The sequence below is a fragment of the Devosia sediminis genome (assembly GCF_016411825.1).
In the GTDB taxonomy this organism is placed as follows: Bacteria; Pseudomonadota; Alphaproteobacteria; order Rhizobiales; family Devosiaceae; genus Devosia; species Devosia sediminis.
The window spans coordinates 393172-405738 of record NZ_JAEKMH010000003.1 but is presented as its reverse complement, the minus strand read 5'-3'; the positions used below and the strand labels follow the sequence as shown (position 1 = coordinate 405738).

The window sequence follows — 12567 nt, the reverse complement described above, 5'->3', positions numbered from 1 at the left end:
CTTAGCCTCTGATGCCGCTGAACGTCACGCCCTGAATGACCATTTTCTGGGCGACGAGGAACAGCAGGACGACGGGGAGGATGGCCATGCTCATGGCCGCCATGACGATGGAAATGTTGCCCTGGCCGAGATAGCCGCGCAGCAGGTCCATCGCCAGAGGCAGGGTCATGGCGTCCTGGGATTCGATCAGCGCGCGCGGCTGGAAATAGGCATTCCAGGCGCCGGTGAAGGTGATGATTGCGAGCGCGGACAGAGCCGGCTTCAATTGCGGCAGCGAGATGCGCCAGAAGATCTTCCAGTAGCCGGCGCCATCCATCAGCGCCGCCTCCTCGAGCTCCTTGGGCTGGGAGCGCATGAACTGGCGCAGCATGAAGATGCCGAAGCTCGAGGTGAGGCCCATCAGCACGAGGCCCAGAGGATTGTTGAGCAGGCCTACCTGCGCATAGCCGAGATAAATGGGAAGGATAGTGACCTGGGCCGGGAACATCAGCCCGAACAGCATGACGAAGAACAAGCCGTCTCGCCCGGGGAAGCGCAGTCGCGCATAGGCAAAGGCCGCCAGCGTGCAGGTGATCAACTGCCCAATGGTGGAGAGCACCGCTACCACCAGTGAGTTCCAGTAGATGCGCAGGAAGGGCACGCTGGAGTCCAGCACGGCCTGGTAATTGGCCAGGTCGAGCGTAGGAGGCAGGAAACTGGGCGGCATCCGATAGGCTTCGGCGGCCGGGCGAAAGGACATGGAAAACAGCCACATGAAGGGCAGCAGCATCATGATGCCCATCAGCACCAGCACCGCGACGATGCCGCGGTCGATCCAGACCAGGCTCGATTTCTTCTCCATCGCCGACACTCCTAATGCGTGACCAGGCGGCGCGAGCCGACCAGCTGGATGATGGTGATGATGAGGATCAGCACCATCATGATGACCGATACCGAGGCCGCATATCCAAGCTCGAAGCCGCTGAACGCTTCGTCCACGAGGTAGATGGAAAGCGAGCGGGTGGCGTCGCCCGGTCCGCCGCCAGTGAGGATGACAATGGATTCGAACACCTGCAGGGCGCCGATCGAGGCGAAGACGACACAGAAGAACAGCACCGGCGAAATGTAAGGCAGGGTGATGCGGCTGAAGGTGCGCCAGGGCGATGCCCCATCCATCCTGGCGGCATCGAGGATGGGCCTGGGCACGCCCTGGAGGGCAGCGATCAGGATGATCATGAAGAAGCCGGTATTCTTCCAGACGTCCATGATGATGATCGAGGTCATGGCGAACTGGCTCGAACTGAGCCACGGAATACGCGGCAGGCCGAGCGTCGAGAGGTAGTAGTTTATGACGCCGAAATCGAAACTGTAGAAATAGCTCCACACCACCGAGACGAAGGCGGCGGCGATGATCACAGGCAGGAAAAAGGCAAGGCGGAAGAAGTAGAGCAGCGGCGCCGGCATGGCCCGGTTGAGCGCCAGGGCCAGGATGAGCCCGACCGCGACGTTGAAGGTGACGGCAAGAAAGGCGAAGCGCAGCGTGTTGCCGAAAATGGTCAGCGCCCGCGGCTCGCTGAAGAAGCGCTGGTAGTTTTCCAGGCCCACCCAGAAAAAGCCGAAGCTGATGTCGTAATAGGCGAAGCTGAGGATGATGGTGACCACGACCGGCGCCAGCACGAAAACCGCGTAGAGCAGGAAGGACGGCAGGACGAACAGGTACCCGGCCCGGGCCTGCGCCTTGTAGAGATCGGAACGGTAGTGTCTGGCCATGACGGTCCTCGCCTGTGCCGCGGGAAGCAGCCGCGCCCAATGGGCGCGGCCACCAGGGAGGTTACTGGGTGATGCGGGCGATGCGCTGGAACGAGCGGGTCAGTTCCTGGTCGGCTTGGGCAATGCCGTCATCGATGCTGATTTCGCCGGTCATCATGGCCGTGAAGTAGCGCATGACGATCTGGTCCACTTCCTGGAAATTGGCAGGCGAGGGGACGGCCTGCGTATCGGGCAGGGTCTCGTAGTAGAGCGCGGCCGAGGGCGGGAAGGCGAGGAAACCTTCGGTCTCGGCGGCAGAGCGACGGCCGGGAACAGCGCCGCCCAGTTCACCCTCGGCCTGCTGCGTTTCGGGCGAGAGCAGTTCGAGCACCAGGGCTTCCGCCAGTTCCGGGCTGGCCGTCTTGGAGGAGATGCCATAGGCGCCAAAGCCGATCACCGTATTGTGGCTTTCGCGCGCCGGCTGCACCGCGACGTCCATGTCGAGTTCGGAGGAGATGGCGTTCTGCACGATCCAGTGGCCGCGCGAGATCATGGCGATCTGACCGGCGAAGAACTGGTTTTCGATGCCCTCCTGCCCCGGCACCGGGGAGACCTTGTATTCGTGGATCAGGTCATAGAGGTATTCCAGCGTCTCCTTGACCTTGGGATCGGTCATGTTGGAGGCGGTCCAGTCCTCGGTGATCGGCGAGGTGCCGTTGGAGAAGAACCAGGGCATGAGGCCGAAGAAGAAGGAGGGCACTTCGTAGCCGAATTGGGTAACGTTGCCGCCGGCGTCGCGCACGGTGAGCTGCTGGGCGATGTCGGCAAACTCTTCCCAGGTCCATTCGCGGCTGGGGAATTCAATGCCCGCCTCCTCGAACAATGCCCGGTTGTAGTTGACCATGATGTTGTTCCAGGTCGAGGGGATGAAATAGGTGCTCCCCTTGTATTCGGTCAGCTCGAACAGGCGCTGGTCAAAGTCGGCAAAGGTGTCGTTGGCGGCGATGAAGTCGTCGAGCGGCAGGAACATGTCGCGCGCGGCGAAGGACTGCAGCGTCTCGACGGCGGTGTGATAGACGTCATATTGCTGGCCGGCATTGTATTGCTGGAGCACGCGACTGACGAAATCGCCCCAGCCGCCCGACACGGAGTCGATGCCGACTTCGACGGTGACGTTGGGATATTTCTCGTTGAAGCGGGCGACGGCATCCTGCGTCGCCTTGAGCTGGGCATCGCCGCCGAAGGTCATCAGGCGCAGCGAGCCGGTTTCATCCGACTGGGCCAGAGCGGGTGCGGTGACGACGGCGGCGATGCTGGCCCCGGCCAGCAGGGTCAAAAGGGTTCTTCTGAGCATTTCCATCCTCCTCGGGCGGCCGGGACCCGTTGATGGACCGGCCTTTGGTACTCGGGGAGCGATGTGCGACCTCGGGCATGGCTTCGCCGGTGCTCAACGCGGCAAAATTTCCGCGTGAGCCCAATGCCTTGACGGCAACCAATAGTCGCTTGCCTCCTCCGAGACGCCCTGACCATACCCACAAAAAATCGTTTTGCAAATGCATTCACAAATCAATTTGCAAAAGTCCGGAACCGGTGCTAGCCGGTACTGTATGAGCACGATTTCCAAAGTTGCCGCTCGGGCCGGCGTTTCTCGAACCACCGTTTCGCATGTGCTGAATCATGCCGACCGGGTGTCCCAGCCCCTGCGGGACCGGGTGATGCAGGCGATCGAGGAACTGGGCTATGTGCCCAATCCGCAAGCCCAGAGCCTGCGCACCGGCCGCACCAATATCGTGGCCATGCTCATTCCCGATATCCGCAACCCCTTCTATCCCGAACTGGTCAAGACGGCGCAGTCGCAGCTCGAGGCCGAGGGCCTCGACATGCTGATCTTCAATACCGACGTGCCGGGGGGCCACTCGCAGGACCATGCGCGCGAATATCTGCGCCAGATCTACCGCAAGCGCGTCGATGGCCTCATCATCAGCGACTTTGCGCTGCATGGACTGCACAACGACATCGTCAATCTCGACCTGCCGACCGTGTTCATCGGCCACCTGCCCAACCAGGCGGTGGACAGCGTCAAGCTCGACGATTTTGGCGGCGGCTACCAGATGGGCGCCTTCCTTGCCCGCAAGGGCCACAAGCGCGTCGCCCAGGTGACCGGGCCGGCCGATTTCGCCGAAGCCATGGCGCGCGCTGCCGGCTTCGAGCAGGGCCTGCGCGACCATGGCGTGGAGGCCGCGCCCGCATTGCGGTTCGAAGGCACTTATCTCGCGCCTTCCGGCGTCAATTCGGTGCAGTGGCTCCTGGACATGCCGGCGCCGCAGCGCCCGACCGCGGTTTTCTACGGCAATTACCTCATGGCCATGGGGGCCATGGCGAGCTTCTACGATCGCGGCATCGGCATACCCGGCGATATCGCCGTCTCGGTGTTCGGCGACCAGCAGCAGCTCGAATATGTGCGGCCGCGCCTGACGCGCGTGGGCATCAGCCCCGCCGCGCTGGCGACGCGCGCCAGCCAGATGCTGCTCGGGCGGCTGACCGGCAAGGAAACGGGTCCGGTGCGCACCGAAGTGCTGCGATGCAACCTGCAGGAATACGAAACCGCCTGAGGCGGATGCGGAACGAACAATCGGCCGGAACAGGCCGCGAGGAGACCATCATGACCACCAATGCCGGCCTTTCGCCGCTCCGCGGCCTTGCCAAACTGCGTCAGGCGCGTACGCGGCGATTCTCGAGCTATGATCGCACCGGCGGCAACGACGATCGCCTCCATATCCAGCCGGGAGAGACCGTCACCATCGCCCAGCACGATGGCGCCGGCATCATCACCCATATCTGGGCGACGCTGGCCTGCGACAGCGACAGTTTCCTGCGCAAGATCGTCATCCGCGCCTGGTGGGACGGCGAAGACACGCCCTCGGTGGAAACCCCGATCGGGGATTTCTTCGGCATGGGCCATGGCCGGACCGCCAATTACGCCTCGCTGCCCATGCAGGCGAGCCCCCAGGACGGCAAGGCCTTCAACTGCTACTTCCCCATGCCCTTCGCGTCGGGCATGAAGATCACCATCACCAACGAGGCCGAGCACAATCTGCTGTTCTACTACTACGTCGACCTCGAACTGCATGACGCGCTCGAGGACGATATGGGGCGGTTTCACGCGCAGTACCGGCAGGATCGGCCGGCGGGCATGTCGGAGGCAGGCCTCGTCAACGAGGAGTTCCTGTTCGGCGGCGAGAATGTCGATGGCGCGGACAATTACACCATGCTCGAGGCCAGCGGCCACGGCCACTATGTGGGCGTGCTGTTCTCGGTCTATTCGCGCCGGGCGACGCAGAGCTGGAACTGGTATGGCGAAGGCGACGACATGATCTTCGTGGACGGGGAAAAGGGCATTTCGGTGCCCGACACGAAACGCTTCCCCGATCTCCGCATCGGACCGCAGGCGGAGATGATCGCCGAGCGCGACGAGAGCGCGCCGGGCAGCAACGATGCCTGGCCGCCCACCCTGCACGGCACCGGCACGGAAGACTATTTCAACACCGCCTGGTGCCCCACCCAGGATTATTCGGCGCCCTATCACGGCATCATCGCGGGCGGCGGACCGAACTGGACCGAGCCGGTGACGCTGTATCGCTGGCATATCGAGGACCCGGTGATCTTCCACAAGCAAATCCGCGTCACCATTGAGCATGGCCATGCCAACCGGCGTTCGGACGATGTGTCGTCGGTGGCCTTCTGGTACCAGAGCGAGCCCCACCAGCCCTTCCCGGCCCTGCCCCCGGTATCGGAACGCCTGCCCTTCTTCCGCAACCCCTTCCGCAACATGGCGGGCGCGGAAAAGGAACGCGAACTGCGCTAAGCCCTTGATTGTGATGAGGGAAAACGGCGACCCGCAAGTGGCGCACCGCGCCAGGTGAAGATGACAACTACGTTTACTCCGTAGCCCTATAAATCAGGGTTCGGGAATTGACCGGAAACCATTGGTATTACAATGGGTTCCGGTCTACTCGTTTTCACCATGTGTTTCTACGGACCCGGCGCTACAGCGCCGGGACAATGTCACTGGCCGCTCTCTACAGCGCAACGAATAGCGCGTTCGCTTCGGGCCGGCAGTTTGTTCAGGCATCCATGATTTTGCGTCAGCCAGCGGTTTTCAGCGGAATTTATGTGGCTATCGGCGGCAATTCGGATGTCGGGCGCTAGGTCACTCGGCGGCGTCCAACTCGTCATCCAACGAGACGACTTCAATCGCCGGACCTTTGAACTCAGGCGGTTTAGATTTCGTAGGAGCCATCCATGACTGCACTTTTCCTGCGGCCTCGTCGGCTTCGAATTGCTTGGAGACTTCGGCAAGCGGGTGACGGAAGAAATGCTGGTTGAGAGCGTCGGCAAGGGCCTTCTCTTTGCCCGCCCTCGCCAGCGCCAGAACCGCATCGCCGTCCTTCCAGTCGATCTTCGCCTTTACGCGGCGGACCTGTTCCTCTTTCAGTTTCGCCAGCGCATCAGGTGCGATGCTGCCACTCGTCCAGATTTCGAAGCGCTGCTCTGCCTCGCGTAAATACCCGTGCTGAGCGTAATGAGCGCGGAATGTGGGAATCTTCGCGAGCCATTCCTCCACCTCTGCCAGACTCAACACACCGCTCGGCTCCTTACCTTTGCATTCAATGGCCGTGACGACTGCGTTCTGGTTGGTGATCGTCTGAACGTCGATATCCGCTGTCTTCCCGGTGCTCGGGTCTTTGGCGGTGACGCCCATATCCATCGTCATGGCTGTGCGCCTTGCAAGATAGCCCGCCACCATCTCAAACAGGATGCCCCGAAGGTTCTTGTTGCGTCCTTCGATATCAAACAGGTTGTTCAACAGCATGGTGAGGCGTTGGGGGCTCGATGACGCATATTTCGCGGCATTCTTGAGCACTTCGCACAGCGAGGCGATTGCCTCCCCGACACGCCTCCCGAACAGGTCTTTGGGGGTTGCCAGCATAACACCCGCCGCATGTCCTGCGGTCATTGCTTCGCCCGTGAAGCCTTCCGCGACGATGATCGACAGAATGCCGATATCCTTGAAGCTGGCTTTGAGAACGCGAGCTTTGCGGATGAAGAACTGAATCTCATGGACGGTCAAAATGCCTTCGGCGAAAACGTCCGCCACAACGAAACCCGGTTTGCTTGCCGATCCCTGCAACGGTAGGAGATAGCTCGGCCCGGCAAGATCGAATGCGAAAGGCCCGATCGGCTTCAAGTCTTCGTCGCCCCGGATGCGGATAGCGTTGTAGCTCGCGAGGCCAATTTTTCGGCACCATTCGCGCAGGCCATCCAGCAAGACACGTTCCGTAATGTCCCGCGCCCGCATGGCAGCGGGTGTGCCCATGGCCAAGCTCGGAGCCGTGTGGAAACAGCGGCCATATTCCGGGTCGTGGAATTCCTTGAGGAAGTCGGACTTTATGAGACGGCTGGCGACCGTATCAGCCGGGACTTGCCCGGTCTTAGGCCTGACCGTCGCACCGCTTACAACCGCGAATTGCTCGACAGGAATTATGCCGCCCCGAGCGATCACGCCGTCGATAGCCGCCGCCGTAATCGAATTGGTTTCGCGGAGATCGCGCAGGAAATTTTGCCAGAACCGTTCGCCGTTACGGTCCTTCTCCAGATAGAGGAACGCCTCGCGTTTAGGCAGGAGCGGAACAGGAAAGCTGCGGACCGGCGGCTTGGCTCGCGATACGCGTTGACGCGCTGCCTCTGCGGATAAACCAGATGCGACAAATGCCTCAACGATCCGTGAGGAACGTGAGGGACCATGCTCGGAAAGGTACTGCGCAACGCTGGTCATAGGGCATGTCACACTACTTAATTTATTAATTCAACTACTTACACGGCCTCGTTTTTCAACGATGTGTTCAGAATTGTTTTAAATCAATGGTTTAGAGGGATCTTTCCGGGTCCGTTTTTTTGGTCTCTGTCACAATGGTTTTTTGGAGGCGGGCTTCTGGCCTGCTTTCGCGCCCGAAAATAGGTGGTTGGCACCGCCATGTTCCGTAAAGCGTCGCTTTACAGGAAACGTTACGTCCGATACGCTGCATCCGAATCGATGAACATTCAACGGGCAGCGCGCGATGACCGATGAGGATGACCTTCGGCTGAAGACGCCCGCCCATCCGGGTGGCTTCGTGAAGCAAGAGGTCTTGAAACCGCTCGGCCTGTCGGTGACAGAGGCGGCGGATGCGCTAGGCGTCACGCGACCGGCACTGTCGGCGCTCCTGAACGAGCGCGCGCACCTGTCGCCGGACATGGCGATCCGAATTGAAAAAGCCTTCGGCGTCTCGATGGAGACGCTGATGCGCATGCAGAACAGCTACGACATCGCCCAGGCCCGCAAGCGGGAAGCGGAGATCAAGGTCGAGCGATACACTGGAATGACGACGAAGGGGCGGGCATGACGGAGCTGAGTTTCAAGGGCAAAGAGTTTGTCTACAACCATCATCTGGCGGTGCCCTTCCGCCCGCTCGTGCCCGACGAAACCAAAGGCATCGGCCCCGTTGCGCTCGACGGCAATCTCGTCATTCACGGTGACAACCTCCACGCCCTGAAGGCGCTCTTGCCACTCTACGCGGGCAAAGTGGACTGCATCTTTATCGACCCGCCGTACAACACCGGTAACGAGGGCTGGTGCTACAACGATAACGTCAATGCGCCGATGATCCGGGAGTGGCTGGAATCCAATCCCATCGGCATCGAGGACGGTCTGCGCCATGACAAATGGTGTGCGATGATGTGGCCGAGGCTTCGGCTTCTGCATGAGATGTTAAGCGAAAATGGCAGCATATGGATCACGCTGGACGATAACGAGGTTCACCACGCCCGGAATATGCTGGACCACATATTCGGCGAGAATTGCTTCGTCGGACAGCTTGCATGGCAAAAGCGAACCTCGCGTGAAAATCGGGCTGTCCTCTCCCCCAGCTTCGATCATATCCTTTTGTATTCGAAGGCTCTGAAAGACACATGGAAGCTCCGTCGTAATCTTCTCACTCCTAAGGACAGCGGATATGCCAATCCTGATAACGACCCACGTGGCGAATGGGCATCTATTCCGTTCTCGGCGCAGGGCTACCGCGAAAACCAAGTCTACGAGATCACCACGCCCACCGGGGTCAAGCACAAGCCGCCTAAGGGGCGTTGCTGGGGGGCCACGGAACCAGAGTTCGAGAGCCTTAAAGCACAGAATATGGTGTATTGGCCGAAGAACGGGAATGGGAAGCCGAGAATAAAGCAGTTCCCGGATAAAGCTAAGGGCCTCGTGCCGATGACTTTATGGCCTGCGTCCGAAGTCGGCACTACAGAGGACTCCAAGAAACATCTTCTCGAGATTTTCTCGGAATACGAAGAAGCCGACCTTACAATTCACGCACCAAAGACAGTCGAGTTAATCGAGCGTGTCATCGAGATAGCAACCCAAAAGGACTCCATCGTGTTGGACTCCTTCGCCGGGTCGGGAACGACTGCCCATGCCGTATTGAACTCCAACCGGCGTGATGGCGGCGAGCGGCGTTTCGTCCTAGTAGAGATGGAAGACTATGCCGACAATCTTACGGCCGAGCGGATGCGGCGCGTGATCAACGGCTACAATTTCACAGGCACTCAGAAGACGGAACTTCATCGCGAGGGGATCACTTGGACCAAGCTCAAGAAAGCTGAGAAGCTGACCGATGCTGTGGAAGCCATAGAAAACCTGCACGGCCATGAATACGACCAGATCAAGAAAGAGGTGAAAGACGGTCAGTTGATCGTCACTGGCGAAAAGATGGTGGCGGAACGTGCCGAAGGCCTCGGCGGCACCTTCACCTATTGCACGCTTGGCGATCCCGTCCAGCTTGACAAGGTACTCAGCGGCGAAACCTTGCCGTCCTATGCCGGTCTCGGCGCGGCGCTGTTCCACATGGCGACCAATCACGCGCTCGATCCCGCCGCCGTGCGCGAGGATGATTTCTATCTCGGTGCTATGGAAGGCCAGCACGTCTGGCTGATCTACAAGCCCGATCTCGACTGGCTGAAGTCGCCGGAAGCGGCGTTGACGCTAGCGCGCGCCAAGGCATTCGCCGCCTCCGATCCTGGCAAGCGGCACCTTGTTTTCGCCCCGGCACGCTTCGTGAGCCAGAAGATGCTGGCGGAACAGAACATCCCCGTGGAGTTCGTGCCGCTACCCTTCGCGCTCTACCGGATAGATCGGAGCTGACGCCGTGTTTCGCCAGCTCGATTATCAGGACCGCGTACTCTCGACGCTCGACGCCTATCTGGACCTCCTGAAGGAAAAGAAAACGCGCGCCGACAAGGTGGCGGCGCTCGCCGCGCAGGACCCGGACCTTGGCCTCGCCATTCCGGACTTCGCGAAAGACGCTTGGGAAGCGATGAAGGCGGCGGGCAAACTGCCCGCTTCCCGCGCAGCCATTCCGTTCTCGCCGCGCATGGACGGCTGCGAGCGGCCCGTGCCCAATGCGGTGCTGAAAGTGCCGACGGGCGGCGGCAAGACATGGCTTGCCGTCTCCGCCGTGTCGCGGGTGATGGGCCGCTATCTCGACCGCAACACCGGCTTCGTCCTGTGGATTGTGCCGAACGAGGCGATCTATACGCAGACCCTCAAGCACCTGAAGGATCGACAGCACCCCTATCGTCAAGCGCTCGACCGCGCAGCGGCGGGGCGCGTGAAGATCATGGAGAAAACCGACCGGCTCGATGCGCGGGACGTGGAAACCAATCTCTGCGTCATGCTGCTGATGCTGCAATCCGCGAACCGCGAGACGCAGGATTCCCTGAAAATGTTTCAGGACCGGGGCGACGTGCACGGCTTCTTCCCGCCCGAAGGCGAACAACAGGCTCATCAGGCCGCCATCGACCGCACCCCGAACCTCTCCGCCTATACGGGCATGTTCCCGATGGTGAAGGATTCCCTCGGGAACGCCCTTCGGATCATCCGGCCCGTGGTCGTGATGGATGAAGGCCACCGCGCCATTTCCGATCTCGCCTTCGGTACGCTCTACGGGTTCAACCCGTGTTTCGTGCTGGAGTTGACGGCCACGCCGCAGGATGTGCAGCCGCGCGGCGGCCGTAATCCGCGCGAAGGCCGCTATGCCAATGTGCTGGTGGAAGTGACAGGGCGCGAGCTGGACCGCGAGGGTATGATAAAGATGCCGCTCAACCTCGATCCCCGGCAGGGCAATGACTGGAAAGCGACACTGAACGCGGCGCTTGCAAAGCTTAGCGCGCTGGATGTTGAAGCCCGAAAACTGCGAGCCGATACGGGCCGCTATATTCGCCCAATCATGCTGGTCCAGGTCGAGCGCACAGGTGCGGATCAGCGCGAAAGCGGCCATATCCACGCCGAGGACGTGAGAGACTGGCTCCTGACGGCGGGCTTCGACCAGGCGGAAATCGCGATCAAAACTGCGCAGCAGAACGATCTCAACGATCCTGAAAATCAGGACCTTTTGTCGCCCACCAACCGGGTGCGGGCGATCATCACGAAACAGGCGCTGCAAGAGGGCTGGGATTGCCCATTTGCCTACGTGCTGTGCAGCCTTGCGGCCAGCGCCAACCTTAAAGCCATGACTCAGCTTGTCGGCCGTATTCTTCGGCAGCCCGGCGCGCTCAAAACAGGCGTTGAAGCGCTCGATGAGTGCCACGTCATCACGCATCACGCGGGTACTGCTACGGTCGTCGATGCCATTAAAGACGGCCTCGAACAGGACGGCCTTGGCGATCTCGTCTTGCGCGTGACACAGGACGACAAGAGCGTGATGGGCAAAACTGCCCGCGCGATCCAGCGCCGCGCGGCGTTTGCCTCGACGGAAATTTACCTGCCCAAGGTCATGCTGGTGGAAAGCGGCGAAGCGCGCGAGCTGGACTACGAGACGGATGTGCTCTCCGCGCTCGACTGGCGGGGCTTCGATCCGCAGGACATCGCGGATCGGGTGCCCGAAAACGCACAGGCGGCGGAAAGCCAGCTCCAACGGATCAGGCTTGCCGAGGACGGCGACGAATTGTTCGTCGGCGAGACTGTCGCCGCCAACGCGGAAATCCTCGCCTTCGATCCGGCGCATGCTGTCCGGATGATTTCCGACATCGTGCCGAATCCCTTCGTCTGCCGCGAGATTGTCGGCGCGACGGTTGCGGCCCTGCGGGCGCGGGGCTTCGATGATGCGAAGCTCGGCCTGCTCGCTAGCCTGATCGTGGAAGAGCTGCGCAAGGGCCTCGAAGCGGCGCGGAACGCGCGCGCCGAAGCCCTGTTCAAGGCCGAGGTAGCGGCGGGACGCATCCAGTTCCGCTTGCGGCTCGATGGCCGCAACTGGCGAATGCCGTTCAGCATCGAAACGACGGAACCGGAGAACGCCCGCCAACTCCTTAACCGCGCTGGTGGCCCGCTCGAGAAGAGCCTGTTCGCTCCGGTCTATGAGAACGAGCTGAACAGCGACGAGCGGGATGTGGCGGTCTATCTCGACGGCGAAAAGACGCTGGCCTGGTGGCACCGCAATGTCGCGCGGACGCAATACGGCATTCAGGGATGGAAGAAGGCCAAAATCTATCCGGATTTCATCTTCGCCGTGCAGCGCGACGGCGAAGCGAAGCGGATCACGGTGCTGGAAACCAAGGGCGACCAACTCGACAACCTCGACACGGCGTACAAGCGCGAGGCGCTGGCGTTCCTCTCGGACCATTTCGAATGGGACGACGCAACGCCGGTCGGCGAGCTGGAACTGGTCAACAACGGCGAGACCGTGGAAGGCACCTTGATCCTGATGAGCGAATGGAAGGCGAAACTGCCCGCGTATCTCTGACGGC

At 60.9% G+C, this 12567-nt stretch carries 9 protein-coding genes; 5 read left to right on the top strand and 4 right to left on the bottom strand.

Translation table 11 applies throughout. The features are described from left to right. Nucleotide 1: 1 nt before the first annotated feature. From JEQ47_RS15085 to JEQ47_RS15075, 3 genes are all read right to left on the bottom strand, one after another. The gene (locus JEQ47_RS15085) at nucleotides 2-841 is read right to left on the bottom strand and encodes a carbohydrate ABC transporter permease (protein ID WP_198877231.1); all 840 of its coding nucleotides are present in this window, start codon (nucleotides 839-841) and stop codon (nucleotides 2-4) included. 11 nt (nucleotides 842-852) lie between these two features. Then, nucleotides 853-1749 carry a carbohydrate ABC transporter permease gene (locus JEQ47_RS15080; protein ID WP_198877230.1) on the bottom strand — a complete coding sequence of 299 codons (897 nt, stop codon included), beginning with the start codon at nucleotides 1747-1749 and terminating at the stop codon, nucleotides 853-855. 61 nt (nucleotides 1750-1810) lie between these two features. Further along, entirely contained in the window at nucleotides 1811-3082 is a 1272-nt protein-coding gene (locus tag JEQ47_RS15075) for an ABC transporter substrate-binding protein (RefSeq protein WP_236020889.1), read from the bottom strand. A 253-nt stretch (nucleotides 3083-3335) separates the two neighbouring features. On the opposite strand from JEQ47_RS15075, the gene JEQ47_RS15070 reads away from it, so the two are divergent. Both JEQ47_RS15070 and JEQ47_RS15065 read left to right on the top strand, forming a co-directional pair. Next, nucleotides 3336-4340: a LacI family DNA-binding transcriptional regulator gene (locus JEQ47_RS15070; protein WP_198877228.1), complete on the top strand. Its 1005-nt coding sequence runs from the start codon at nucleotides 3336-3338 to the stop codon at nucleotides 4338-4340. Nucleotides 4341-4390: 50 nt separating this feature from the next. After that, nucleotides 4391-5593 (top strand): glycoside hydrolase family 172 protein, encoded by a 1203-nt coding sequence (locus JEQ47_RS15065; protein ID WP_198877227.1) that lies wholly within the window; start codon nucleotides 4391-4393, stop codon nucleotides 5591-5593. A 345-nt stretch (nucleotides 5594-5938) separates the two neighbouring features. Here JEQ47_RS15065 and JEQ47_RS15060 read toward each other — a convergent pair whose 3' ends face one another. After that, nucleotides 5939-7564: a hypothetical protein gene (locus JEQ47_RS15060; protein ID WP_198877226.1), complete on the bottom strand. Its 1626-nt coding sequence runs from the start codon at nucleotides 7562-7564 to the stop codon at nucleotides 5939-5941. 283 nt (nucleotides 7565-7847) lie between these two features. Here JEQ47_RS15060 and JEQ47_RS15055 point away from each other — a divergent pair, with 283 nt between their 5' ends. The 3 genes from JEQ47_RS15055 to JEQ47_RS15045 are packed head-to-tail and all read left to right on the top strand — an operon-like array spanning nucleotide 7848 to nucleotide 12563. Continuing rightward, complete coding sequence (locus JEQ47_RS15055; RefSeq protein ID WP_198877225.1) at nucleotides 7848-8171, top strand: HigA family addiction module antitoxin; 324 nt, start codon at nucleotides 7848-7850, stop codon at nucleotides 8169-8171. Further along, a complete protein-coding gene (locus tag JEQ47_RS20785; RefSeq protein ID WP_236020888.1) occupies nucleotides 8168-9967 on the top strand; it encodes a site-specific DNA-methyltransferase in 1800 nt (599 codons plus the stop codon). The genes JEQ47_RS15055 and JEQ47_RS20785 overlap by 4 nt, the downstream gene beginning before the upstream one ends. A 4-nt stretch (nucleotides 9968-9971) precedes the next feature. Then, nucleotides 9972-12563 carry a DEAD/DEAH box helicase gene (locus tag JEQ47_RS15045; protein ID WP_198877224.1) on the top strand — a complete coding sequence of 864 codons (2592 nt, stop codon included), beginning with the start codon at nucleotides 9972-9974 and terminating at the stop codon, nucleotides 12561-12563. Nucleotides 12564-12567: the final 4 nt, after the last annotated feature.

What these genes read in the sequence shown, in the direction of transcription:
- JEQ47_RS15080 (WP_198877230.1), bottom strand. Translation starts at nt 1,749, where the DNA reads ATGGCCAGACACTACCGTTCCGATCTCTACAAGGCGCAGGCCCGGGCC.
- JEQ47_RS15070 (WP_198877228.1), top strand. Translation starts at nt 3,336, where the DNA reads ATGAGCACGATTTCCAAAGTTGCCGCTCGGGCCGGCGTTTCTCGAACC.
- JEQ47_RS15055 (WP_198877225.1), top strand. Translation starts at nt 7,848, where the DNA reads ATGACCGATGAGGATGACCTTCGGCTGAAGACGCCCGCCCATCCGGGT.
- JEQ47_RS15065 (WP_198877227.1), top strand. Translation starts at nt 4,391, where the DNA reads ATGACCACCAATGCCGGCCTTTCGCCGCTCCGCGGCCTTGCCAAACTG.
- JEQ47_RS15060 (WP_198877226.1), bottom strand. Translation starts at nt 7,564, where the DNA reads ATGACCAGCGTTGCGCAGTACCTTTCCGAGCATGGTCCCTCACGTTCC.
- JEQ47_RS20785 (WP_236020888.1), top strand. Translation starts at nt 8,168, where the DNA reads ATGACGGAGCTGAGTTTCAAGGGCAAAGAGTTTGTCTACAACCATCAT.
- JEQ47_RS15075 (WP_236020889.1), bottom strand. Translation starts at nt 3,082, where the DNA reads ATGCTCAGAAGAACCCTTTTGACCCTGCTGGCCGGGGCCAGCATCGCC.
- JEQ47_RS15085 (WP_198877231.1), bottom strand. Translation starts at nt 841, where the DNA reads ATGGAGAAGAAATCGAGCCTGGTCTGGATCGACCGCGGCATCGTCGCG.